The organism is Paenibacillus sp. P4_E11, from assembly GCF_056401635.1.
In genome coordinates, this window is sequence record NZ_JBFUIX010000025.1 from 49,688 (window position 1) to 75,358 (window position 25,671).

24 protein-coding genes are annotated in these 25,671 nt (G+C 49.0%); 12 read left to right on the top strand and 12 right to left on the bottom strand.

Annotation, left to right across the window (positions count from 1 at the left end):
* The first annotated feature begins 19 nt into the window (after positions 1–19).
* Complete coding sequence (locus AC1DWB_RS12410) at positions 20–622, top strand: sigma-70 family RNA polymerase sigma factor (protein ID WP_477541378.1); 603 nt, start codon at positions 20–22, stop codon at positions 620–622.
* A complete protein-coding gene (locus AC1DWB_RS12415; protein ID WP_477541379.1) occupies positions 601–1,599 on the top strand; it encodes a hypothetical protein in 999 nt (332 codons plus the stop codon). Before AC1DWB_RS12410 ends, AC1DWB_RS12415 begins: the two co-directional genes overlap by 22 nt.
* Positions 1,600–1,919: 320 nt before the next feature.
* On the opposite strand, the gene AC1DWB_RS12420 is transcribed toward AC1DWB_RS12415, so the two are convergent.
* From AC1DWB_RS12420 to AC1DWB_RS12435, 4 genes are all read right to left on the bottom strand, one after another.
* Positions 1,920–3,008 (bottom strand): citrate synthase, encoded by a 1,089-nt coding sequence (locus AC1DWB_RS12420; RefSeq protein WP_477541380.1) that lies wholly within the window; start codon positions 3,006–3,008, stop codon positions 1,920–1,922.
* 126 nt (positions 3,009–3,134) lie between these two features.
* Entirely contained in the window at positions 3,135–4,064 is a 930-nt protein-coding gene (locus tag AC1DWB_RS12425) for an alpha/beta hydrolase (protein WP_477541381.1), read from the bottom strand.
* Positions 4,065–4,292: 228 nt separating this feature from the next.
* Positions 4,293–4,580, bottom strand: coding sequence for a hypothetical protein (locus AC1DWB_RS12430; protein ID WP_477541382.1), 288 nt, complete (start codon positions 4,578–4,580; stop codon positions 4,293–4,295).
* Positions 4,581–4,658: 78 nt separating this feature from the next.
* Positions 4,659–6,173: a DHA2 family efflux MFS transporter permease subunit gene (locus tag AC1DWB_RS12435; RefSeq protein ID WP_477541383.1), complete on the bottom strand. Its 1,515-nt coding sequence runs from the start codon at positions 6,171–6,173 to the stop codon at positions 4,659–4,661.
* Positions 6,174–6,368: 195 nt separating this feature from the next.
* Here AC1DWB_RS12435 and AC1DWB_RS12440 point away from each other — a divergent pair, with 195 nt between their 5' ends.
* Positions 6,369–7,997, top strand: a complete 1,629-nt coding sequence (locus tag AC1DWB_RS12440) for a putative polysaccharide biosynthesis protein (protein ID WP_477541384.1) — start codon at positions 6,369–6,371, stop codon at positions 7,995–7,997.
* Here the strand turns inward: AC1DWB_RS12440 and AC1DWB_RS12445 are convergent.
* The 3 genes from AC1DWB_RS12445 to AC1DWB_RS12455 all read right to left on the bottom strand — a co-directional run bounded on the left by AC1DWB_RS12445 (position 7,994) and on the right by AC1DWB_RS12455 (position 10,470).
* A complete protein-coding gene (locus tag AC1DWB_RS12445) occupies positions 7,994–9,259 on the bottom strand; it encodes a DUF2515 family protein (RefSeq protein WP_477541385.1) in 1,266 nt (421 codons plus the stop codon). The two genes, AC1DWB_RS12440 and AC1DWB_RS12445, sit on opposite strands and share 4 nt — an antisense overlap.
* 125 nt (positions 9,260–9,384) lie before the next feature.
* Positions 9,385–9,615, bottom strand: a complete 231-nt coding sequence (locus AC1DWB_RS12450; RefSeq protein ID WP_477541386.1) for a type II toxin-antitoxin system antitoxin — start codon at positions 9,613–9,615, stop codon at positions 9,385–9,387.
* A 9-nt stretch (positions 9,616–9,624) separates the two neighbouring features.
* A complete protein-coding gene (locus AC1DWB_RS12455; RefSeq protein ID WP_477541387.1) occupies positions 9,625–10,470 on the bottom strand; it encodes an SPFH domain-containing protein in 846 nt (281 codons plus the stop codon).
* 467 nt (positions 10,471–10,937) lie between these two features.
* Between AC1DWB_RS12455 and AC1DWB_RS12460 the strand changes: the two genes are divergently transcribed.
* From AC1DWB_RS12460 to AC1DWB_RS12480, 5 genes are all read left to right on the top strand, one after another.
* Positions 10,938–11,291 (top strand): thioredoxin family protein, encoded by a 354-nt coding sequence (locus tag AC1DWB_RS12460; protein ID WP_477541388.1) that lies wholly within the window; start codon positions 10,938–10,940, stop codon positions 11,289–11,291.
* Between the two features lie 909 nt (positions 11,292–12,200).
* The gene (locus tag AC1DWB_RS12465; protein ID WP_477541389.1) at positions 12,201–13,193 is read left to right on the top strand and encodes a COX15/CtaA family protein; all 993 of its coding nucleotides are present in this window, start codon (positions 12,201–12,203) and stop codon (positions 13,191–13,193) included.
* A gap of 4 nt (positions 13,194–13,197) precedes the next feature.
* On the top strand, positions 13,198–14,958 hold the full coding sequence (locus tag AC1DWB_RS12470) for a UbiD family decarboxylase (protein WP_477541390.1): 1,761 nt from the start codon (positions 13,198–13,200) through the stop codon (positions 14,956–14,958).
* A gap of 22 nt (positions 14,959–14,980) precedes the next feature.
* Positions 14,981–15,703 (top strand): Cthe_2314 family HEPN domain-containing protein, encoded by a 723-nt coding sequence (locus tag AC1DWB_RS12475; RefSeq protein WP_477541391.1) that lies wholly within the window; start codon positions 14,981–14,983, stop codon positions 15,701–15,703.
* Positions 15,704–15,772: 69 nt separating this feature from the next.
* Complete coding sequence (locus tag AC1DWB_RS12480; RefSeq protein WP_477541402.1) at positions 15,773–16,561, top strand: SDR family oxidoreductase; 789 nt, start codon at positions 15,773–15,775, stop codon at positions 16,559–16,561.
* A gap of 193 nt (positions 16,562–16,754) precedes the next feature.
* On the opposite strand, the gene AC1DWB_RS12485 is transcribed toward AC1DWB_RS12480, so the two are convergent.
* Positions 16,755–17,000: a NifU family protein gene (locus tag AC1DWB_RS12485; RefSeq protein ID WP_477541392.1), complete on the bottom strand. Its 246-nt coding sequence runs from the start codon at positions 16,998–17,000 to the stop codon at positions 16,755–16,757.
* A gap of 79 nt (positions 17,001–17,079) precedes the next feature.
* On the opposite strand from AC1DWB_RS12485, the gene AC1DWB_RS12490 reads away from it, so the two are divergent.
* Entirely contained in the window at positions 17,080–17,355 is a 276-nt protein-coding gene (locus AC1DWB_RS12490) for a YuzB family protein (protein ID WP_477541393.1), read from the top strand.
* 6 nt (positions 17,356–17,361) lie between these two features.
* Here the strand turns inward: AC1DWB_RS12490 and AC1DWB_RS12495 are convergent, their stop codons facing one another.
* A complete protein-coding gene (locus AC1DWB_RS12495) occupies positions 17,362–18,423 on the bottom strand; it encodes an NAD(P)/FAD-dependent oxidoreductase (protein ID WP_477541394.1) in 1,062 nt (353 codons plus the stop codon).
* Between the two features lie 101 nt (positions 18,424–18,524).
* Complete coding sequence (mqnE, locus tag AC1DWB_RS12500) at positions 18,525–19,631, bottom strand: aminofutalosine synthase MqnE (RefSeq protein ID WP_477541395.1); 1,107 nt, start codon at positions 19,629–19,631, stop codon at positions 18,525–18,527.
* A gap of 238 nt (positions 19,632–19,869) precedes the next feature.
* Between mqnE and AC1DWB_RS12505 the strand changes: the two genes are divergently transcribed.
* Together AC1DWB_RS12505 and AC1DWB_RS12510 are read left to right on the top strand one after the other, a co-directional pair.
* A complete protein-coding gene (locus tag AC1DWB_RS12505; protein ID WP_477541396.1) occupies positions 19,870–20,229 on the top strand; it encodes a HesB/IscA family protein in 360 nt (119 codons plus the stop codon).
* A 222-nt stretch (positions 20,230–20,451) separates the two neighbouring features.
* Positions 20,452–20,658, top strand: coding sequence for a hypothetical protein (locus tag AC1DWB_RS12510; RefSeq protein ID WP_477541397.1), 207 nt, complete (start codon positions 20,452–20,454; stop codon positions 20,656–20,658).
* Between the two features lie 891 nt (positions 20,659–21,549).
* On the opposite strand, the gene AC1DWB_RS12515 is transcribed toward AC1DWB_RS12510, so the two are convergent.
* Together AC1DWB_RS12515 and AC1DWB_RS12520 are read right to left on the bottom strand one after the other, a co-directional pair.
* Positions 21,550–22,743, bottom strand: coding sequence for a phospholipase D family protein (locus AC1DWB_RS12515; RefSeq protein ID WP_477541398.1), 1,194 nt, complete (start codon positions 22,741–22,743; stop codon positions 21,550–21,552).
* Positions 22,744–23,482: 739 nt separating this feature from the next.
* Positions 23,483–24,466 (bottom strand): VOC family protein, encoded by a 984-nt coding sequence (locus AC1DWB_RS12520; RefSeq protein ID WP_477541399.1) that lies wholly within the window; start codon positions 24,464–24,466, stop codon positions 23,483–23,485.
* 207 nt (positions 24,467–24,673) lie between these two features.
* On the opposite strand from AC1DWB_RS12520, the gene AC1DWB_RS12525 reads away from it, so the two are divergent.
* Positions 24,674–24,907: a hypothetical protein gene (locus AC1DWB_RS12525; RefSeq protein ID WP_477541400.1), complete on the top strand. Its 234-nt coding sequence runs from the start codon at positions 24,674–24,676 to the stop codon at positions 24,905–24,907.
* Positions 24,908–25,671: the final 764 nt, after the last annotated feature.

Genomic DNA, 25,671 nt, shown 5'->3' on the forward strand with positions numbered 1-25,671 from the left:
ATAGGGGGGCCGGCCGCCCATGACACACACTTTGGACAAATTGCAGGATGATCTACGAAGACTGAAAGAGGGAGACAAGGACGCTTTCCACACCGTATATGAGCAGACCAAGGATCATGTATACCGTACGGTAGCTATGCTCGTGAACAACAAGCAAGATGTTCACGATGTTATAAGCGAGGTGTATGCGGAGCTGTTCCAATCCGTCGCCCGTTATGATGCCCAGAAGCCATTCCGGGCATGGTTGACAGGTATCGTCATTCGTCAGGCTCACAACTGGAACCGTAAGCTATGGCGGAAATTCAGGCTGTTCGAGCGCAGTAAGCATTATGCCCAGGAAGATCGAACTCCCGGCTCGGAGGAGCTGCTCCTGCAGCAGGAAGAGCAGGGCGAGTTGATTCGCCTCGTGCAGAAGCTGCCGTACAAGCAGCGAATTGTCGTCGTGCTGCGTTACTATCAGCAATGCGCTTTTGAAGAAATCGCGGAGCATTTGGGCATTCCAGTCGGTACCGTGAAATCGAGACATCATCATGCCCTCGATAAGCTCCGCAAGCATGCGACCATCAACTCGATCCATGAAGACCAGGGAGGCTTGGCCATATGTCCATCCAAAATCAATTAACACACGAGCTCAAGCGTTTTGCTGAACAATTGAAGGTTCCTTCAGTGTTAGATAGCCGCATTGACCGGCTGTACGACACGTATCGCGAAGCTGTGCAACGGTCCGACCGTAAATTGACCAATCGCAGGGGGAGTAGAAGGCTGGCGCGCATAGCTGTTGTTGCTGCCTGTGTATTCCTGTTCTCCGGAATCGCTTATGCCTCTGGCTTGCTCTACCAGCTGCAAGGGAATAGCGTGCGAGTGGAACTAACCTCCAGCTCCGCTTTTAATGTGAAGGCTGAGCAGGCGACTGCGATTCACTCCTTCCTTGCAGAGACGAGGCAGCAGTTGCAGCCGGGAGAGTCTGCTTATGTGTACTTGCCTGAGCTGGAGCAAGCTAAGGTGAAGCCTTTTCTAAAGGTAGTCCGGCCTCTAGCCTTCACGGACATTGTGCAATGGAACGAGCAAGCGGCGGGCAAGTATGGGGGACGGTTGCAAACACCGACAGCAGCACCGGATGGATTCCACTTCACCAGAGGTGAGCTGCAGTCGCCACTCGGCATGATAGATCCGGAAGTGTATCCGACTCTGAACAAGCAGATCAAGAAGGTGGACGGGAAACAAGCGATTGTCTTACCAGTAAGTGTGACGGACAATTCTCTCCGGGATGCCTTAGATTCACCGGGGCTTGTCTACACGAATGAGCAGCAGGATCAGATCGAAATCCGTTATCAGGTTATGCCTGAGGCGATGAAGAAGCTGGACGTGAGGATGAAAACAGGTGAATCTACGACTATGGAGAAGATTTCGGTAAAGGGCAGCTTGGAAGGGTATTACACGATGAATCCGAACAATGTGTTTAGTGAATCGGGTTACATGCAGGATTTAAATTGGATCGAACAAGAGGGTGGACGTACCGTTATGTACCACATCCAGTCTTCCTCGGCTAAGGTAACCAAGGCAGATCTGTTGCTTGTGGCCAATCATTTGAGCTATTGATTAGGGGAGAGGCTGCAAGACGATTTTTTCGTCTTAGGGCCGCAAAGTCGACGCAGAGGGAGCATGCAAGGTCGGAAATGAGGCTGTCGATTAACTGAGGACAATAGGAGTGGAGAGTGAAAAAGAGGACCCCAGCGAGTTTTGGCTTGAACCTCCATACCACTTGATGCCTTATACAATCAGGGAGGTTCAAACAAGATGTTTGAGCTCACGGGGTCCCCGCAAAGTACTCGGCGTTATCTACAGAGCTAGTCTTCACTTTGTGGGGTAAAGCGTAGGGGTCCTTTTTCACTTGGAACTCAACATTGAATCGACAGTCTTTATTGAGGCACACTGCCCGTATAGGCAGATTGTGGTCTGTAGATTCGATTGTCCTCCGCCTGTTCGAGCACATGTGCCGTCCAACCAACGATCCGACTTGCAGTGAATGTTGCGGTGAACAAGCTAGGATCAAGCCGTACGGCCTTCAGAACAGCTGCTGCGAAAAACTCCACGTTCGTATACAGCTTCCGTCCGGGCTTGTATTCATTAAGTAGCCGGATCGCGGTTGCCTCCACATGGAGCGCAAACGCGAACCATGGATCTTCATTATTCAGCCGTGAAGTTACTTCCTTCAGCGCCTCGGCTCGCGGGTCCATCGTCTTGTAGACGCGATGTCCGAATCCCATCAGCTTCTCGCGATTCTCGAGCCTGTCCCGAATCCAGGACTCGGCGTTCTCCATCGTGCCGATCTCCTCCAGCATGGCGATGACTTCCGAAGGTGCACCGCCATGAAGAGGCCCCTTCATCGCACCGATGCCGGCGCAGATAGAGGACGCCATGTCCGATTCCGTCGAGCAGACGACTCGGCTGGCGAATGTAGAAGCGTTCAAACCATGCTCCATCGTCAGGATCAGGTATGCGTCAAGCGCCTGAACGTGAGCTTCGGAGGGTACCTCTCCTGTTAGCATGTATAAGTAATTGGCAGCGTGACGAAGCTGCGGGTGCGGCTCAACATACGACTTGCCTTGCAGCCTTCTGAAGCGGTACGCGATGATGGAGGGAAGAACGGCAGTCAATTGCATAGCCTGCTCGACAGTAGGCGGCCAAGCGAAACGGTTGTCGCCCAAGGCAGACACGGCGGTACGCAGGATGCTCATCATCGGTGTACCCTCGGGCAACACATCGAGCACTTGCCGGATGTAGACCGGTAACGTCCGGTACTCGGACATGGTGATCTTGAAATCCCGCAGCGCGACTTCATTCGGCAATGTTCCATACCAGAGTAAGTACGCCGTTTCTTCAAATGTACGGTTGACGGCCAGCTCTCGAGCCCAATGCCCGCGAAATACCAAACGCCCCCTAATACCATCAACTAAGCTAATGGCCGATTCAGCGGCAACAATACCTTCCAATCCTTTTACAATCATTCGGAATACCTCCTCGATCATTTCTCACATGGAAATGGATTGATTTCAGTATATCCGTGAATCATCATAAACGATAATTGTTATATTGTTTATGAGTGATAAATAATATTTATCGAAATAACGATTCTATTCATTCACGAATGTTCCGATGAATTGAGCTACCTCTCGGTCATATCCTACGGGATCGACTTGTCTTGCCAGTCCATGCCCTGCACCGTGTACGATAAACAACTTTTTGTTCGCTGGACCGTTCTCGTACAACTCGTACACCATCTCGGAAGGCACGAACGAGTCGGCATCACCGTGAATGAACAGCATCGGCGTAGTGGATTTCTTCACTTGCTTCAAAGCCGAGGCTTCTCCGAAATAGTACCCCGCGCGAAGTTTGGTCACCAGACTGGTCGATTGCACGAGCGGGAATGATGGGAGGCGGTACATTCGCTTCAACTGATAGGCCAGCTGAGCTTTAACCGATGTATACCCACAATCCTCAACAATCGCTTTGACATTCGGAGGCAGAGCTTCACCACTTGTCATCATGACAGTCGCTCCTCCCATGGACACGCCATGCAGAACGATTTGAACGTGGGTGCCGGTATGCTCGATAACTTTGTTAATCCATAGGACGTAATCCTTGCGTTCCGGCCAACCGAAACCGATATATTTCCCCTTGCTCTTCCCATGCCCGCGGGCATCGGGGAGTAGGACGTTAAAGCCTAGCTTGTCTCTGTACATCTCAGCCAGATTACTCATCTGAACGGCTTGTCCAGAATATCCATGCGCGAGAATGACAGTTTTGTCTGATGGTCGATCAGTTGCCAAATAATAAGCATGAAGCATGATCCCATCGTCTGACGTCATGTTCCACTCCTCAAAACCTTGCTGACCCCACCAATCCTGATCGATCTTGTATGGATTCTCGGCGGTAGAGCTGACTGCCAGATCCGGATTGCCATTAAGGAAGCTCTTATCCGCGCGAGCAATAGCGACGTGATAAAAGTAGTTGCTAGCGAACGTGAGGATGATCAATAACAGCACAATTATTGTAAAGGACATGACCAACACCCTTTTTTCATTAGATTCTCCCAGGTTAGTACTGTCGATACAAATTGATTAAGTCTTTCCAAGCAGCGGCAGCCGCTCCTGTGGGGCTGGAAGCACCGCCAGTCGCGCACAACCTTCTACACCACTGTATCCTATAAACACGCAGAAAAAAAGAAAGCCCTGTAAAGGTCTTTCTTCTCTTCCCGCCACGAACGACTTACGTTCTCACTTACGATCCGACTACAGCAATAAGGTAATGGCCAGCAGATCGAACAAGACGAGCGGCAGCACCGTGGTGTTGTAATAGTAGTTCTGGAAAGGACTGTAAAGGCGGTTAGTGTCCTGTTGTGGAACATGTAAGTATACGAACTCTGGATCGACGTGAACGATGTACCCTTCATGCGTATTGCCGTTCATGCGTTGCAGCCGTACATACCGGTTCACATATTGGGAGCAAGCGTGGAACGCCTCTTCTTTGGCTTGGTGGACCGCTTTCTTACATTCTGGCTTTGCTTCATAGATCACCATGACGTCATGCACCTCCGTGTATAGTCATGATTATAATATGCAAGCGCCCAGATTTGGTTCATACGGATGACATTATGATCAGGCAACGACTTCTTTCTGCTTCTGTGCAGTGGGACTGGTCGTTGGGGCCGATTGTTTTTTGCGAATCCAGAAACAAAGCGGCAGGCCGATCAACACGACGAGGGTAGCAAGCAAATAGACGTCATTCACGCTCATTGTGAAAGAGGCTAGCTGAATCGTTGCTTTATCCACTCCGGTAGTGGCAGCAGACTTGCTCATGTCTGTAACATGGGCGGTCATGCGGGAGCCCAGCATAGCAGTGAATAGCGCGATTGAGAAGGAGCCCAGCACATTACGAATCCAGTTACTGATCGACGAAGCGTGTCCGGACAATATGGGTGAGATTTGCTCCATTCCGGCAGTACTTGCCGGCATTGTAGCCATCCCGATTCCGAGATTACGCACGATCATCCAGAACACGATGTAGCCGTGGGATATATTTACGCTTAACCAGCTCAAGGCTAGCGTGCCTACAGCAATGAGCACAATCCCGGCAATCATAAGCTGCATAGGGCCGATTCGGGAATATAGCTTACCAACAACAGGCATGGCTATCGCCATCACGAGAGAGGCCGGCAGCAGGATAAGTCCCGTGTCGAGCGGTGTAACGTGTTGAATATTTTGCAGAAACAACGGGGTCAAGTATGTTCCGGAGTACAGGCTAACCGTGATAATACAGCTGATGATCAGCGTAAGGGTATATCTGGTGTTCTTGAACACACGCAGATTGAGCAGAGGCACCGGTGTCTTCAGTTCGCGAATCACGAAGGCGAGCAAGAGCAAGATTCCGGCTCCGAGTGTCGTTAACGTTTCCCAGCTGGACCAGCCCCAAGTGTTCCCTTTGCTGAAGGCGATCAGAAGCGACAAGCTACCGAGCATAACGGTCAGCAGGCCTGGAACGTCCAGCGATTTGGGGACATTCAGCCTGTAGTAAGGAATAAGCTTGGCAACAAGGATAATCGAGATGATGCCGATCGGGACGTTCATGAAGAACAACCATTGCCAACTGAAGCTCTGAATGAGCCAGCCGCTCAGTGTGGGGCCGAATGCAGGCCCGAGCATCGCAGACAGCGACCATAAACTGATGGCGAACGCTTGTTTTTCCCTAGGAACGACTTGGAAAATAATAGTCATCGTCGCAGGCATAATGAGTCCGCTGAACGCGCCTTGAATAATACGGAAGGCGATTAACGATGTCGGATCCCAAGCAAGAGCGCAAAGCAAGGAGAACAAGGTAAACCCGATGAGTGAGAACATATACAGCTTCTTGTAACTGAACCGTTCCCCCAGGTAGCCTGTCAACGGAGCGATCGTACCCGTGGCGAGCATGAAGCCGGTAATCGTCCATTGAATGGTACTGAGCTCCGAGTCGAAGTGCGTCATGAGAACCGGAATGGCTACATTAATGGTACTCATGCTTAGAATGGTAACGAAGGAACCGAAAAATATCGCAATCATAATAGGCCAGAACGGCAAGTTGTGAGTGGGTTCCTTTGGTGTTTCTTTGGTTGCATCTAGGGATGCATCTTTCATCTTGATTTTCCTCCGCTTGTCTATTTTGTCATCCATGTGTACGGATTTACATATAAATGGCATGGAATCAATCCTACTATGATATGCAGGAGACGTCAATTGTAAAGTATTCGCATAACCATTCTTGCGCGGTAGCCCCTATTACCGAAAACTTGTATAATGGAAGTCATGAAATAATAGGGAGAAGGTAACACATTGTCTAAAGATTCACTTGTCAAAGGCACGATCATATTGGCGTTGGCTGCGCTGATTGCCCGTGTGTTAGGTGCGGTACAGCGCATTCCGCTCGTATATTTGCTGGACGACCCCGGCATGGCGACGTATTCGATCGCCTTCAATATATACAGCTTCCTGCTCGTAGTAGCTACAGCCGGTATTCCAAGCGCGCTAAGTAAGCTGGTGTCTGAACAGACGGCTCTAGGCCAGCATGCAGAGGCCAATCGTATCTATCGCGCGGCAGGCTTATTCGCGTTGGGGGCCGGCGTCGTGATGACGCTGCTTCTACTTGCATTCGCGCCCTTCTATGCGAATCATATCAGTCACGACCCTGATGCTGTGCTGTCCATCCGGGCGCTTGCCCCAGCCCTACTGCTGTTCCCGTTAATCGCGATTATGCGGGGATATTTCCAAGGGCGGCAACGGATGTTGCCCAACGGGCTTTCGCAAATTATTGAGCAAATTCTCCGGCTTGTTACCGCAGTCGGGTTGGCTTACTTCCTGCTGTCGTTCGACTTCGGTCACGTCAAGGCAGTAGCGGGCGCTTCGTTCGGCGGCGTCATGGGCAGTATCGGTGCGGTGCTCGTGATGGGCTATTACGCGCTCGCGTTGCGCCGCGAGGATGCACGGACCGGTCTGACTGGCAATGCGACAGCGGTGCAACCGCTTCGCTATGCGGACATCTACCGCAGACTGTTCCGCGTCTCGGTTCCGATTGTGCTGTTCTCAACAGCGGTGCCGCTGATCTACCTGATTGACTCTTCGATTACGATCAGTCTGCTTCAGCCGGATCTTACATACGATGCGGCGAAGGAAGCGCTTGGCCTGTTGGGTGGACGAGCCCAATCGCTCGCAGGTATTCCGATCATTCTGGCCATTGCCCTTAGCCAATCGGCGGTTCCTGTCGTATCGGCGGCATTCGCGCGCAAGGATATGGAGCTGGTGCGGAAGCAGGCTTCCAAGGCACTCTACTTGTCAGTAGTAACGGGACTGCCCATGGTGTTAGCGATATGTGTGGCGGCTCGACCGCTGAACGGATTCCTGTTCGGCAATCACGAAGGCACGTCCATTATCGTGCTGTTGACGATCAGTGTCATGTACCAGATCGTGATGCAGACGTCTGGCGCGATTCTGATGGGAATGGGAAAGATGAAGCCCTTGATCGTCCATGTTGTCGTCGGACTGGTGATTAAGCTTGTGGCGAGCTTCTTGCTCGCTCCGTGGTTGGGCATTTACGGTATCATTGCGGCGACAGCGCTTTGTTTTATCGTGATGGCGCATTTGAACTTACGCATCCTGAAACGCCAAGTGAACTTTACGGTACTGGGTCGCAAATGGGGCGGAGTAATTGTCACGGTACTTGTAACGGCTGCTGCCGGTGCTGCACTGGAATTGGCCACGTTCAATTGGCTGCAGCCGTTCGCTTCCCGACTGAACGATATGGGCAATGCCATTATTGTAGGTGCGTTTGCTTGCATGCTGTATGTCGTTCTTCTGTTCGTCACTCGGACCGTAACGGAAGAGGAGATCGGAAGCTTCCCGAGGCCGCTGCAGCAAGTTTTTCGGAAATTCGTGAAGCGCAGCGCCAACAGCCGTCAGTCGGGTTAAGTGAACTTCTGACTGGCAAGCGCTGCAAGCTCCAGCTTATTCAGCGCGAAGCAGTATTCATTGGTGATCTCGAAGGAGCGAGGCAACGCGATATCGCTGAAGTAATCCATTGCCTTCATATCGGAGAACCAATCATAACGGTCTGACGGTTCCAGTTGTCGATCTTTCCAGGCGTTGGCCAGCTTCGGACTATATAATCGATCCGCACCTGCAACGAGCTTGCAGCCATCCAGCTTCTCCGTGAGATTCGTTCCCGGAGGAGCTTTTTTGATCGTTGCGAACAGTTGAGGCCAATAGTCCGAACGGGAACCCGTGTGTGGGGAAACGGAGGCGAAAGTGAGGACGCCTTCATGAATAGCAGGCACACCGAAAAGGATCGCATACAGCTTCTTACCGATCCCGATACGTTCTGATAAGTCGGAGAACGATTCCAGGATGACGCCGGCTAATCGGTGCGATTGCAAGTGATCCTGCGAGTAAGGGAAAACGATAATATTTAACTGGAACAGCGCTTGTGCCTTCAATGCCAAAGAATCGAGCAAGGAGCGGTAAGGCTCTTTCTGCACGACCCTTCCTTCAATATAGTGCTGTTCGTTGACGATCAAGCCTACCGTTAACAGCTCGGAGCAGCGTTTATGCCAGAAAAGGTCCCAGATGGGCTTCATAAAGGCGGACACATGCAAGCTTGGCAGCAGATGAGACAAATTCCGCTTCTGAGCCCGACCTGCTTCATACAACAGCAGCTGGGGGTAAGCGTCTTGGAATATAAGCGCATTGATCCGCTCCAGAAATTCGAACATGTCTTCGCACCTGTCCTTGGCAATGAGGATAGGAAGCCACTCACCGCGAAGGTCAGTCATGTTCCAACCGCCGTTTCTGGATACCATATGAGCCAATAAGGCCCAATGAAGTTCGGGGTGGCGTTGGTATATGTCGTAATAGGCAATCGTCCGAGTTACGTTGTTGCGGTTCAATCGGTTGGTTGTCGTAATAATGTCTTGGATTAATAAAAGCTCTTGGGCAGTAGCTTGATCAGGCTGGTGCAGCGATGAGGATTCGAGGAGAATTTCAAGATGATGGTGGAGTTGGTTCAAAAGGATTCGATCGATAACCATATCTGAGCCTTGTTCGGCCATCTCGGAGGACAATAGCAGGTTGGACGATTTCCCCTTGATGTAGTCCATTGCATGAGCGGGTAACGCGAGCAAACGCTTGATCAAGCCGCCCGAGCGGGGCGGCTTGACAGTTCCATTCGTATTCATGTAAATCCTCCTTCCCGTCTAACCGATCACTTTAACAGGTATCGATTGGAGGGTGACCCCTGTATAGGCATATGACGAATGGGAGCACGACTTTCCGGATAATTGTCATATGGAAGATATTATTTCTATTCTAATGAAACCTTATGTGCCTCGTTCATGTTGACCTGATCCGACGTTGAAGCTTGCTGTCTTGCTGCAGACCCAGGCAGTCTTCCTGCCCGGGATGCGGCATCTCGCAGCAAAAACTCGATGTGCCCGTTCACGCTGCGCAAGTCATCGGCGGCCCAGCGCTCGATAATCTCATATAGTTTCGGGTCTAGGCGCAGTGGAAAGCTTTTCTTGCCATTGGCTGCCATATCGGTTGATTAAGTGTACAGCGTGCCTGTGTTGATTACCGGTTGGGCCGACCGGTCGGACACGATGGCTACCATCAAGTTGTTGATCATTGCGGCTTTGCGCTCCTCGTCGAGCTGAAGCCCGCTTTCCTTCTCAAGTCTGGCAATCGCCATCTGTACCATACCGACAGCGCCTTCCACGATCTTCTCTCGAGCAGATATAATCGCGGACGCTTGCTGGCGTTGCAGCATCGCACTAGCGATCTCGGTCGAATAGGCCAGGTGAGTTAACCGTGCTTCCATGACTTCCACACCAGCTACAGCAAGTCTGTTCTGAAGTTCCTGGCCGAGCTCGAGGGCAATCTCATCGGCGTTGCCGCGGAGCGAGTAGCCTTCGAGATCCGCGAGGTCGTACGGATAACGGGTAGCTACATGACGAAGTGCTGTCTCGCTTTGAATTTCTACGAATTGCTCGTAGCTTTCTACATCATAGGAAGCTTTGGCCGTATCGATGACTCGGAATACAACAACGGCCGCAATCTCGATCGGATTACCGTCAATATCGTTCACCTTCAGCTTGACGGAGTTGAAGTTACGTACACGCAGTGACATCTTGCGTCTAGAGCTGAACGGAACAGTTAGCCATAAGCCACTTTCATTAATAGTGCCCCAGTATTTACCGAAGAACGTGATCACATTGGCCTGATTAGGCTGAATGATGGTGATCGAAGTGAGCAGGAGGAACGCAACCACACCAAGCAGGATGGCTAGGAATATCTGCCCCAACCATAGGGAGTAACCACCCAAGGCCGTGAGACCTACTATGAAGATGATTCCTATATATCCGTTCATGTAGATTGCCTTTTTTTCGTTCATATAAGCATCGCTCCCTTTGTTTAGTTAGAATCATTTTGATATTTATATGATATCACTTTTTACTAATAATGTAAACCCTTCAGATTTCATTGATGGATTACTATGCCCCTTGAGGCTGTCGATTAACTGTGGACAAGAGGAGTGGAAAGTGAAAAAGAGGACCCCAGCGAGTTTTGGCTTGAACCTCCATACCACTTAATCCCTTATACAATCAGGGAGGTTCAAACAAGATGTTTGAGCTCTTGGGGCCCCCACAAAGTAATCGGCGTTATCTTCAGAGCTAGTCTTCACTTTGCGGGGTAAAGCGTAGGGGTCCTTTTTCACTTGGAACGGCCGTCTTAGCTTCTATGAACAGTTAATCGACAGCCTCTCATTGCGCTAGATCGAACCGGTTCTATAACATTGACAGTCGATTCGGGGCATGCTATAACAGGGAAAAGGTTAAGAAACTGAAAGGGGCATCTACTATGGAACAAGTCAAAACCGAGCAAGCGTTTTACGATACGATTGGACAAATCAAGCCGAGCGTAGCCGTATTCAAGACCACTTGGTGCAAAGATTGCCATTACATCGATCCCTTTATGCCTGATGTGGAGGCAAAGTACGGTGACCGGATTCACTTCCTGCACGTCGATCGTGATGAGTTGCCGGATTTGTGTGAGAAGTATAATATATTGGGTATTCCGAGCTTTATCGGCTTCGTTCAGGGCGAGGAGACAATCCGTTTTGTGAGCAAGCTGCGTAAGACGCGGGAAGAGATTGAGGAATTTTTCGATAAAGTCGTGGAAGTCAGCGCTGCAGTGGCGAATCGGAAACAATAATCGGCGTTAGCTGAAGTTGCAATAGACCGCTCATTACTCTTCCTTCTTGGGGAGAGGGTGAGCGGTTTTTTCGATGCGGAATAGGAGCTAAGACGGCCGTTCCAAATGAAAAAGTCCCCTTCTGCTCAAACATCTTGTTTGAACCTCCCTTGATTGTAGTAGGGAAGAAGTGGATGGAGGTTCAAGCCAAAACTCGCCAGGGTCCTCTTTTTCACTTTCCACTCCTGTGCTCTCAATCGCTCTGAATCATCAGTCTCAAAAGCCATCTTCCAGCCCAGGTTTCACGCACCGAAGGAGCTGTAAGACGGAAAAACCGTCTTACCGCCCAGGTTTCACGCGCCGGAGGGGCTGCAAGACGGAAAAACCGTCTTACAGCCCAGGTTTCTCGATCCGAAGAGGCTGCAAGACGGAAAAACCGTCTTACAGCGCAGGTTTCGCCCGCCAAAGGGGCTGTAAGACTGAAAAACCTTCTTACAGCCCAAGTTTCGCGAGCCGGAGGGGCTGCAAGACGGAAAAACCGTCTTCCAGCTTGGGTTCCGTCCGCCGAAGGAGCTGCAAGACGGAATATGAGGCTGTCGATTGACTGTGGACAAGAGGAGTGGAGAGTGAAAAAGAGGACACCGGCGAGTTTTGGCTTGAACCTCCATACCGCTAAATCTCTTATACAACCAAAGGAGGTTCAAACAAGATGTTTGAGCTAAAGGGGTCCTTTTTCACTCGGAACGGCGGTTTTAGCCTTTATCCACAGTTAATCGACAGCCTTAAAAACCGTCTTACAGTCCTGGTTTCGCGCGCCGAAGCACCTTTCAGATGGTTTTCCGATTGTTCACATTTAGGAAATGGATTTGCCTATACATTAAAGTTATAATGTAGGGTGACGGATTGAACAAAAAGTGGGTGTCCTTATTTATGCAAAAGCTTTATAAATGGATTTCTTTGGCGACTGTGATCGGGATGGGATTAGTGCTCTTCATGGGAGCGCTTGTGACTAAGACGAACTCCGGCGAAGGCTGCGGCACGGATTGGCCGCTATGCAATGGTAAATTCGTGCCGGCTTATACGATTGAATCGATGATTGAGTATAGTCACCGCGCAGTGAGCGGTATTGTAGGACTGCTCGTTCTGGCAGCCGCTATCTACACTTACATACTGTTTCGTAAGAACGGGGAAGCGATGCTATTCGCCTTTAGTGGATTATTCTTCACCGTCCTACAAGCGATTCTAGGCGCGATGGCAGTTGTGTGGCCTACGTCGGATGCAGTATTGGCCTTGCATTTCGGATTCTCACTCGTAGCTTTCTCAGCAACGCTATTGCTCGCGATCGGCGTATGGAGAGGGGATTTCGAGTCCGCTTCTACCAGGGAGACACTTCGCAACAGTAGTCAAGCAGCCGGACAATCGGCAATAAAGGCAGACTCAGCACGTGCAGTTACGGAAGGAACGGTTAGTCGTAAGTTCCGTAATACAGTATGGTTGATAACAGGTTACAGCTATGTGGTGGTGTATGTAGGTGCTTTCGTACGGCATACGGAATCGTCCGGCGGTTGCATGGGCTGGCCATTGTGTAATGGACAAGTTATCCCTGATTTGTCGGGTGCCACTGGAATTGCCTTCTTCCACCGGATCGCGGCCGCCATTCTATTCGTGGCTATTGCTTACTTGGTGTTCCGAGTAGAACGTACATACGCACAACTTGCGGTTATACGCCGCAGTGCGCGCTGGTCGCTCCTCCTAGCGGGACTTCAAGTGTTAAGCGGGGCTTCGATCGTCTATACATTGGGCTCGGACTGGTATTTGGTAACAGCTCTAGTACATGTCATACTAATTGCTTGTTTGTTCGGGGTTTTATGCGATCTGAGTGTGCGGGTCCGCCGAATAGCGAGACCTGCGGAAAGGGTTTAACAAAATGAACTTGACGAACTTGCGCGCACATCTGGATGTGCTGCGGGCTGAGAAAGAAGTAATTGAAATATCCGCTCCAGTGGATCCATACCTGGAATTGGCGGAAATCCACCGCAGGGTCATTGATGAACAGGGCCCTGCTTTGTTGTTCACGAATGTAAAGGGAAGCTCGTTCCCGGTCGCGACGAATTTGTTCGGCACGCCGCGGCGTATTGATCTGGCGTTCGGACCACGGCCCGAACAATTCATGAACCAGGCTGTCGGAGCGTTGGAAAAGCTGATGCCACCGACGCTCAAGGGGTTGTGGGGCGAGCGTAACTTGTTGTTCGATGCGATGAAGGTCGGCACGAAGACAGTGCCGTCAGCGCAAGCTCCGGTTATGCAAGTGTGCGACACGGACGGACCGATGGCGAAGCTGCCGGTGCTGACGTGCTGGCAGGAGGACGGAGGACCATTCGTTACGTTACCGCTCGTCTACACGGAGGATCCAAATGGAGGACAGCATAATCTGGGCATGTACCGTATGCAGGTATATGACGGTCAGACGACAGGGATGCACTGGCAAATCCACAAGGGTGGCGGCTTCCACTACCACGAAGCTGAGAAGCGCGGAATGGCGCTACCCGTCACCGTGTTCCTGGGCGGTCCGCCCGCGCTCATCGCCTCGGCGATTGCGCCGGCGCCTGAACACCTGCCCGAGCTGCTGCTCGCTTCGCTCATTCTCGGGCAGAAGCTCCCCATGTCGAATGATCCGCATGGGGGTCACCGCCTCGTCGCCGAGGCGGAATTCGCGATCAGCGGCATCGTGCCGCCTCATGAGCGCCGTCCGGAGGGACCGTTCGGCGATCACTTCGGCTACTACTCGCTGACGCATGACTTCCCGGTGCTGCACGTGAATCGCGTGTGGCACCGTAAGGACGCGATCTACCCGGCGACGATCGTCGGGAAGCCGCGGCAGGAAGACTACTTCTTCGGCGATTTCCTCCAACGGCTGTTGTCGCCGGCATTCCCGGTCGTCATGCCCGGCGTCAAGTCGCTGTGGACATACGCCGAAACTGGCTTCCACGCCCTCGCGTCTGCTGTCGTACGGGAGAGCTATTCCCGTGAAGCGCTGACAAGTGCGTTCCGTATTCTGGGGGAAGGCCAGCTGTCACTGACGAAATTTCTAATGATTACCGATCAGCCCGTCGATCTGGCTAACTTCTCACAGCTGTTCGAAGCCGTTCTCGAGCGGTTCGATCCGCGGCAGGATCTGTTTATTTTTAATAAAACATCAAACGATACATTAGACTATACAGGACTTCGCTTGAATCATGGCAGTAAGGCGGTGCTGGCTGGCGTAGGCGAGCCGATCCGCCAACTGCCTCGGACGTATGAAGGCGGCAGTATCGCCGGCATTCGCGATGCGAGGCCGTACTGCGGCGGCTGCCTGGTCGTCTCCGGGGCATCATTCACGGAAGACCCGGAGCTGCCGGAACGATTACTGAAGCAGGCCAAAGCTCAGCTAAGCGGTTGGCCGGTTATCATCGTGGCCGACGATGCTTCAGTTGCAGACAAGCAGAGCAGCTTCCTCTGGTCTGTATTCACACGGTTCAATCCGGCCACAGACATATACGCTGATGCGGAAGTACGCCATCATCATCTGAGCTACGAACTGCCGCTTGTCATCGATGCGCGTATGAAGCCAGGCTACCCCGATGAGCTCGTCCCGCGTGAAGACATTGTAAAACTGGTCGACTCACGATGGAAGGAATATTTTAAGTAAATGGCATGATGGAGGTGGTAGCTTGCTAAGTCCGATACTGGGAAAACCGAATGAACACGAAACGGCACTGCTACAATCCTCTATAAGAGCTATAGAAACGTATCGTGTCGAGTTGAAGCGGATGATCGAGCGGAATACACCGGAATGTGGGCGGTACACCCGCTTTGACCTATGGTGCAGAGGCTTCGTGTCGGCTCTTGTGGAGCTGGAATGGAGTGTACGAGGCGCTGGAAAATTCGGCGGACCGGTTAAGCATACATACGAAGAAGCGATGGATGAAACCGAATCAAGCAGCTATCACACGCATCTGTATTTTCATAAAAATGCGTTCATCCGCATGTTCTCGATTCTCGATAAGCTTGGATATTTCCTAAATGACTTATATCGGCTTGAAACGGAACGCGTCAAATCGAAGTTTTCTTACTTTACAGTGCTAAGACAGATGCATAATAACAAGATTGAGATAGAGCTGGAGAAGCGGTTATACGAGCTGAAGCAGCAATTCAAGGAACCAATGGATAGGCTGAGAAAAAAGCGAAATATGGAGATTCATCATATCAATGCCGAGATGCTCGATGACTTGACTCGAACCGATCTATGCCGGGCGGACCGGACTTATATTGAGGACTTGAGTTCCAGCTTGTCCGATTTGCGCAATGGCTATGAGATGGTGTGCTGCACGATCCAGACGGCATTCGACTACATCGGCAAGCATCATGGCGGGATAGTGAATAAGAAAGGCTAGACGCAAGTAACGACCGCCTTCTGGCGGTGTTCATTCCGATTATCCGCGGAGAGGGGGAGCATCATGCTCCTGCAAGGAAAGCTCGCCTGCATAACAGGAAGTGCGAAAGGGCTCGGCAAGATGACCGCATTGGCTTTGGCAGATATGGGCTGCGACATAGCGGTTAATTATGTCCACAGCATCGAGGAAGCGGAATTGCTAGTGGCACAGCTGCAAGCCAAGGGAGTACGGTCTATGGCCGTTCAGGCGGATATAGCCGTCCGCGAGCAGGCGAACCGGTTGATTGACACGCTAGAACACAACTGGGGCAGCACGGTTGATATTCTGGTGAACAATGCAGGTCCGTTTATTCGAGAACGGCGTTTCTTTGACGACTATTCGCAGGACGAAATCGATTATCTGATGCGAGGCAATCTACTAGGTGTGATGGAGCTGGATCACCGGGTGTTGAAGGGAATGCAGAGGAAGCGTTGGGGACGTATCGTCCATTTCGGCTTCGGCCATGCAGCGGAGGCGAGAGGGTGGCCGCACCGGGCGGTGTATGCGGCAGCCAAGGTAGGGCTGGTCTCATTCACGAAGACGCTTGCAGTCGAACAAGCAGCACACGGGATAACCGTGAACATGATCTGCCCTGGCGACATCCGCGGCGATAACAAGGAAAAGTTTATCGACGAGGTGAGTCATCTCGATAACGAAGAGCTCCCTGGTGTGAGGCCAGGCAGCGGTGAAGATGTCGCCCGTGTCATTGCCTTCCTGTGCATGCCGCATAGCGACTTCATAACAGGCAACATCATGGATGTGTCTGGAGGCTTCGATCCGATCCGCACCCTCAGTGGAACAACCAAGTCGACCCGTTGACCCGACTACGGACAAGGTTCACCGACAGCCGACAGCCGACAGCCGACTCACTGGTTGACCGGCTCGTTCTTGCGTCTAACAGCTCACCATCTCGGTCTTGTGTCTTACAGCTCACCGTCGCATCTTCCAAAATCAAAACAACGCCCTTGCCCGGATAGCCGGGACAAGGGCGTTGCTTCATCGTATAATAAGATCAAAATACTTGAACGACCTCGTGGATTCCTTCAACTTCTTCAACAAGAGCACGTTCGATACCGGCCTTGAGGGTGATCGTTGAGCTCGGGCAGCTTCCGCAAGCACCCATCAGCTTCAACTTCACGATTCCGTCCTCCACGTCAACCAATTCGACGTCGCCGCCATCACGTTGCAAGAACGGACGGAGTTTATCCAACACTTCAAGCACTTCATCATAAATGCCGGTTTGTGTATGTTCAGTCATTTGATTCATCTCCTTTCTACAGTATATTATATAACAATGAGTCTAAAATTAAAATGGTTAACCAAGGTGGTACTTGAAAATGAGACCGATCATTGAATTTTGCGTTAGCAACATGCATAACGGCAGTGACACTACAATGAAACGGCTCGAGCAGGATCCTCAGCTCGATGTCATCGAGTACGGCTGCCTGGGCAATTGCGGGCAATGCTATATGGAGCCCTACGCGCTCGTGAATGGAGAGATTGTCGCTGCAGATAGCGGCGATGAACTGTATGAGCTTATTATAGCCAAGATCAAGAAGCTTGAAACAGCGTTCGATTTCCTGGACGCATTCGAGAAGAATGACAAATCCTAATAATTCTTACCCGAAGTGATGCTTGGACATCCAGAGCACGCCGCTTTTCATGACACGTGGTACTTTGCCCATAATCGTCCGGCTGCCCATCATGCCGAATCCGGCTTTTTTGCCCAGTGATCCGAGAACACCCTTCAGCTTGATTGGTTTCAGGCGAGGGGTTTCTCCTTTCCAGAGGGCGAGCATAATCTCGGCGACCTGCTTACCTTGCCCTTCTGCAGCTTGTGCACTCGGGGAGAACGGCAGACTGGCACAATCCCCTACTACGAATACATCGGTATACTCCGGAATTTGATAATACTCATTCAGCAGCACACGCCCTTGTCCATCCTTAGCCACATTCAACTGCTGGACGACCGGACTCGGCTGGATACCCGCTGTCCATACGGTCAAATCCGTGATGATTTCCTCATCATTGTTGTACAGCACATGAGGTTCCACGCGATGCAGCGAGACATGAGAACGCATTTCCACGCCATGCTCAACAAACCATTCCCGTACATAAGCTTGCAGTTTTTCTGGATAGGAGGACAATATACTGGCTCCACGGTCAATCATCCTCACATTCAGGTCCGGACGGCTCTCGCGAAGCTCGGATGCTATCTCCACACCGCTTAATCCACCGCCAACGACTGACACTTGCGCGTAAGGCTTCAAGTCGTTAAGCGCTTGGTAAGTTTTGCGTGAAGCCGATAACGTCTGAATGCCGTGGGCGTACAACTCCGCACCTTCAATACTGTGGAATTTGTCCACGCAGCCTAGAGCGATGACCAACCAATCGTAGGATAGCGGATCGTTCCCGTTCATATAAATGAGTTTCTGCTCCAGATCTACGCTGGAAACTTCTCCGTACTTCAGAATGATGCGGGGATCGGTCGGGAATGCAACGCGAATCTCGGCTTCACTAACCGTTCCTGCCGCCAATGCGTAGTATTCTGTCTTCAATCCTTGATAAGGCATACGATCCAATAGGACAAGCTCTGTATCCTTAGGGATGTCGTGTTCGAGCAAGTGCAGGGCAAGGGTAAGACCGCCGTATCCTCCGCCCAAAATAACAAATTTCTTCATTGCCGGTTCTGTTCCTTTCTTGACTTTGTTCATAGGTCTAGGATGCCCATCGGAAAGTGATTGTATTGCGGGTCAATCAATCCAGATAGCTGTCGATTCAATTAGGCGTGAACTTTGATTTCGTTATAGAACGTATCGCGTTCCACAGCGATGCGACCGGCACCCTTGATCAGATGAATCAATTCGTCACGAGTCAGACCTTCCGGCGAAAGTGCACCCGCAGCGTGGCTGATCCGCTCTTGCACGATCGTGCCGTGAGCATCGGATGCGCCGAACGAGAGGGCGAGCTGGGCAACTTGGGTACCAAGATTGATGAAGTAAGCTTTAATATGAGGGAAATTATCCAGCATTAAGCGACTAATGGCAATTGTCTTCAGGTCGTCGAACGCGGATGTGCGACGCTTGATGCCCATTGTCGTATTCGCTGGTTGCATAGCGTTCGGGATGAATACCATGAACCCGTTCGTCTCATCTTGCAGCTCGCGCAGCTGAACCATATGCTGGATTCGGTCTGCTTTTGTCTCCACCGCTCCATACAGCATTGTGGCATGTGTCTTCATGCCGAGACGATGCGCAGTACGATGAACCGTGAGCCATTGATCGGTCGTGGCCTTGTCCACATTCATTTTACGACGATAGTGGTCGGTTAGAATTTCCGCTCCTCCGCCAGGCATCGTGTCCAGACCAGCTTCCATTAACCGTGTCAGTACCTGCTCATAGCTAAGCCCGCTCAGACGGGAGAAAAAGTCGATTTCCGCAGCAGTGTAAGCCTTGATCGTGACATTCGGATAGTGCTGCTTCAGGACGCGAATCGAATTCACATAATAATCGAACGTGACGTGATCGTTGTGTCCTCCGGTAATATGAAATTCATTCATGCCCTCGTGATAATGCTGGCCTACATACGCAATAATTTCGTCAGGTGTTAACGTATAGGCTCCTTCTTGCCCTTCATCCCGTCGGAAATGGCAAAACGCGCAGTGCGCCTCGCAAACATTGGTGAAGTAAAGGCTCATGTTCTCGATAAAATAAACGTTTCGTCCATTCTTGCGCAGATTGACTTTGTTGGCCATCTGACCGATCGTCAGCAAGTCCTCGCTCTCATACAAAAAGACGCCGTCCTCCGCCGTTAGCCGTTCGCCTCGCTCTACCTTGTCGGCAATGGCGGCCATGTGCTCATCTGGATTCGTCGTTGTTACTGTATTCATCGGTTCCCCTCCCTGGAGTATTGTGTTGTTCGTTCTGAAGTAGTGGGCTGCTGTACGAAGCTGTGAAAGCTTGCACAAGCTCAATCAAAAAAAGTAGAAAAACTTTTATCGAAGCCCCTCTTGACCTATCTATTATAAACCTGTTGTCGGGAACGGGCAATACGTAGGATACTCTTGAGACGGGGGGAGAATAGGAGTATACTTAGAGCATACGAGACATTAAGGAGGGAAACCTTTTATGATAACCATTACAGAGCAAGCAAGCGATAAAATAAAAGAAATGCTGGAAGCCGAAGAAACCCCGAATATGTTTTTGCGGTTGGGTGTGAAATCAGGCGGATGCAGCGGATTCACATATGGAATGGGCTTCGACGAGGATCAGAACAGTGATGATCGTATATTCGATATTCATGGACTTAAGGTCGTCGTGGATGAAGACAGCAGCAAGTACTTGGACGGCCTGGAGATTGACTATAAGGAAGCAGCTATGGGCGGCGGATTCACGATGCACAACCCGAACGCGATTGCTACTTGTGGATGCGGGACTTCATTCCGTACGGCAACAGATGCCGGGAAACCTAGTCCAGAACAGTGCTAATTCGCGTTGTATCAACGGTTCCGGTCGTTGATCTGACCGTCAGCCTAACGGTTGCCAGTACGGAATTTCTAGCGGACGATTGTGGATTGTAGCGTGAAAAACGTAATTAATACCCTCGGAATGTGTACGTTAACAACCCGTAAACATGCGTTTTTGGGTTGTTAATAACGACCTCCATGGCGGTAGTATCGTTCGATACTACCGCCATGGAGTTTTTTTATTTTGACGCAAAAAAAAGAAGGAACGAGGAGTTGCAAGCCAACGTATTCATCACGAAGAGTTGCCGAAATTAACATTCAGCAGGCGTTAGATTTCGTGATCAACGCAAAGAAAGCGGAGGGGATTCGGGAACGAACGATCCGCGATTACGTCAAGCATTACGGTTACTTTACTAAATGGTTAGCGGCGGTTCATCCGAATATCGAGTAAGTAATTGAAGTTACTCAAGGGATTCTAAGCGACCATATCAACTACATGAAGTATGACCAGCGGCATTACGAAGGATACATAAATATTGACTCAGAGAAGCAACGTGTTGGACTTTCGGATGTGACGGTAATACACGACTTCGGACGCTCAAGGCGATATTCAACCAGTTATCACGCGACTATTTGATTGAGGTGAATCCGGTTGATAACGTAAAACTGGTACGCGAGGATATCGATTTAACGAACAGCCTCGATGACGACGAGGTCAAAGCAATACTGTCGCAGCCGAACCAGCGTGAATACGTAGGTTTCCGTGATTATGTCGTGATCGTAGTGCTGTTGGATAGCGGTCTGCGTGTATAGGACCTGTTAAGCCTTCTCGTACCGGACATCGATTTTCTGTCGCGGTTCATTACGTTGCCCGGCGAACGGAACAAGAATCGGAACGCGTTTGGTTCCTATATCGACACATTCAGTTCGACTACTACTCCAGCTTATCAATGTGAACAAAGAATACTTCTCGACGGATTGGATATTATGTCGTGTTTCGGCGAGCCGTTAGGATTAAACCAGTTTAACAAGCAGCTGAAGTACCACGGAGAAAAAGCCGGCGTTTCAGGTAAGAAGATGACTGCATACCTGGACGAAGAATATGATCCTAAACGGATGTGACGCATTTACATTACAGAAAATGGGCGGATGGCAAGATATATGTACGATGCGCAGGTACATCCAAATGGCTACGAAAAATTCGCGAAAGTCACTATGAGTATTCGCCAGCAAATATATTCGTGAGAAAACGTATATAAAAATAAAAACACCGGTTGTCCAATAAAGGCGGCCGGTCTAGTATTTAAAAAACGACATTGTTGTCCTAACTGCCGATGATACCTCACAGAATTTTCTTATCCAATAGCTCAATTAAGTAATTTCTAGCGTATGGCGTGATTTGGATGTATGATTTCTGATGATGAGTAGATAGAATTTGAGCTGGTGTTTGTTTAGGTATTGGATATAAATCAACACCGAGGTCTCGACATAGATCAAGAAGCGAAATCCCGTTCTCAATTGGGGTTTGTAAGTAACGTCCGTTTCGAAGCTCTATGTAGTACTTGTATCTACCTTCAGTAGCTTTAAAAAATTTATCATCCGGTCCTATCTCGTTCCCCTTCTTAAATCCTCCTGATTCCCCGTAGCCAATAATAATGGGGGTATCATTACCCCGACTGTCTCTACTTACTACAGCCATAAAGACTAAATCGCCTTCCTTTATTCCTGATGGGCGACGACGAAAGAATGTTCGATCCCTGTGCTCGTAAAGGGATTTTTTTCTATCTAGGTACACCACGTCGTTTGGTATCCTGTCATTTCCGTTCCCCTCAAACTTTATCCAAATTCCCGTATTTGTGCTCCTTGTTGAAGATCCGTTGTCCTTTCTAATTAACATCTCCTCAAGAAAGTCATTGTTGGCACTGAAGCCAGTGGTAGAACTTGATCCATATGTAGGGGACGCGGTGTTATTTTCTATATGTGCTCCCCAAGTTTTTTCGTTCCGGTATGTCGAGGTTCCTTTCCTATTAGCTATTATAGTGTTTACATCCTTCTTCTCTGCATCAATCAAACTCTGTGTAATTTGCCAGTCACCTGTTGCCCTGATGTTGGATAACAATCCGTTAAAGTAATTTATACACTCTGTTGTAAATGCAGGCTCGTTATCCATAAAAATACCGAATTCGTGATTTTTATAGAATCCATTAAAAGTAAAATTAAACGATCCGGTAAGCACGGAATCTGTATCAAAGATGTAAAGTTTTGAGTGAAGATCCTTTAATGCATAAATTTCGGCGCCAGATTGTAATAATTGCTCTAGTCCAAATAGGCTGCTAACTCCTTGAATAAAATCTTCACGATAAAATCGTGTGATGATGGTACAATGTAACCCCTCTGAACGTTCTAATTGGTCAGCAAGCGCGGATGCAACACTTTTTCCGATGAACGGTGAAACGATAAGAAGTTGCTTAGAACAATCATCAAGATAACTATAAAATTTTTCTCCAAACCCTGCACCAACTATAGATACACTCAAAACAAATACCTCCTCCTGACATTGTAATTAGATTATATACTGGAGAGGACTGAAGCTAACATACCTTTGAGAAAATATGTAACTCAAAGAACACCTATATAATCCTGCTGAAATTGGGGAGCTTAAATTTATTTCTGTATCAAAACCTACAGTAATAAACATCCGCAAATTTCCCGCAGAAACTCGAACCGAAAAACTCGAGGAATCCAAATCCATTACATAACGTCCATGCGAGCTATTTTCACGGGATATTGTGTGAACCTTGCGCCGCGATCGAGTGAGGCGGAGGTGCGCGGGTGTCGCAGGGCCGGTTAGTTGTTTACCTTTAATATTTAAACCTCAGCACGTCACCTGTATTGTTATCCCTTTGCTTACGGATTAATTACGGAACGTAGTGTAGTAATTAATCCGTAAATCTAGATCTTAACGAGGCGTACGTAATGATGGCGTGAGGAGCTTACGTTAAATAACGGAACAGTACAACGAGCGGGACAACGAAATGAAACTGACAACAGAAGAGTGGGGCACGCTCGTAAAAGCGCTCGAAGGACTGCACCACAACGGACTGATCTGAGACTACGGCTGGGTCACTAAAGCATACAGCGGAGAGATAACGCGGGACCAGTACGATGTTCTGCAGATGATTAACTTCGAGCGGCAAAACGGTGTAGTCGTAATGTAACGAAAATAGCGCCACTCTAACGGTAATTACACCGTCGGAGTGGCGGTTTTTTTAAGATTACTCAGTTGATTTAATATCTTCTGGAGTATCTTCTTTAACCTCATCTGGAACAGTAGTGCTGGTTTCAATCGAAGGCATTAATTTCTTCTGTTCCATCAATTCTTTAATACCAGCTTCTGTTTCAAGCTTATTGTACTCTGGAAAATTATCAGAGGTTGTTTCAGCTGGGGCATTAAGTGCTTTATGTATTTCTGTACCTTCGTAAAACAATTTCCCTATAAGTTGAATGGATTTCTCCAACCTCGCTGTATATTCATGGTCTGAATTATTAAGCTCTTCATGACTCTTAACTAGATTTGCTGCATGGCCTTTAACTAATAAATCAAGTGCACTACTAGCCGCATCTAAATAGTGTTTCTGGAACTCAAGATTCATTCCGACAGCTTGTAAATCAAGCTTTGTTTTTTCAATCTCATAATATTTCTTTTTTACAGCAAGAGCAGAATGTGCAATATGTGTTAAGAGTTTTACAGCTACTGTCGTTCCGACTGAAATTGTAACCCACAATGATCCCGTTTCAAATGCCTTAACTTCAATCTTTCCCCCGATTTTTGGGTCGCCGAGGCTCAATGTAAGAGCGCTATTCAGATCCTGAAAAAACCTCGCTATTTTTGCCAAGTCATCATAATCAGGAAGTTTTACATTTAAAGAGCAATCGGACTCCTCAGTAACAGAGCCATTAATTGCTACTAAAACGGTTGAACACTTACTAATTAGCTTCCCCATTATGTCAGAAAAATCTCTATACTGCGTAGTACTAACTCGTACTTTATTATCCGAGCTTCTGTTATTGTATATTTCGGGCATATTTATTAGTTTCTTTATATCATCTCTAAGAAATGGAAAATTGCTCATTTCCTCAATAGCGATCATTGCATCAATAAATTCTGTTATCTCAATAAAATCACCTACTTGTACTGAGGTGTAGGTTAGCCGCGGATAATTTTTTTCTAGTATTTGTGCAACTTCTCTTAATCTCATATTACAACGCCCCTATATCCATTCATTTATTGTTTCATAGGAAGGATATCCCAATATATTGTAATGGTCAACATTTAATTATTAAAATGCACGTGAATCAGCGATACGACAATACATTCCCATATCTTGCAGCAGAAAGGGTCAGATTCCCAACATTACAAGGGTGGGCACCTGCACGATCGCCTGAACAATACGTTTATGGAAGTGATGCTAAAGCGATCAAACGAGCACAATTTCGATCTGGTAGAGTTGCAGCGAAATCAACTCAAATGTCTACGAATGCCTGAAATGGACGGAGAGCGTGACGTCTACACAACATATTGGATGACGAAGCTAAGGCTTGTGCTGCAAATATGGGGCGAACACGTCCATGATCGCGATAATCTTACGAAGATAAATCTCGTTATCTACGAATTGTACCTAATCGAGATTACGGAATAGTTCCTAACGGAGAAACTGAGCCGCCAAGCAAAGTTCGAGCTAAAGCCGACAATAAGCATCCATTATTTGAACCAGATTAAACGGATTCACGAGGAACATCGGAGTACAAACGCATCCTACATGCTGATAGCCGGTCGCGATAAGAAGAATTATGACGAATTACGTTTAATATCCGTTCACGGTAGAGGACTTACGGATATGCCGCGATTTCATTCGATGAACCTCGTCAAGAGTTCGGATGGTTATTCGCGATTTATAACGAAATTACCGCCGACCGACTAAACGACTAATAAACGTGTGGTTAAAACTGGAACATTACGATATATTAATCGTAGAGTCATGTAACCTTTTTGTACGGACTACATCAGCAAATAGTGAAGGAGTCGAGTGAATTTTTCGGGATCGCTGGTATTTTCATAGTTGTTATAGGCATAATTATTGCTTGGGTGTCTGATATGATTGCCGGGATCAATATCGTTATGCTGGGGATTGTTGTTATGGGAATTGGGGAAATCCTCCGCTTTTTGAATCGTAAGAAATTAGCGGAGCATAGCGGTTTGATACCGTTGCACCTGGCGTTTTTCCTTTCCGCAGATTGTTCCGTTAACTTGCGACTGCCTGTCTATTTGGGTATACTATGGAGAACGATGTCCACCGCATGAGTACGAAGCAATTAACGATAAATTTGCGCATAGTATTGAAGTATAAGGTTGATATGACACGGCTTAAATCTATCATTAGTCGACCGTTTCCCTAGCGGCGGA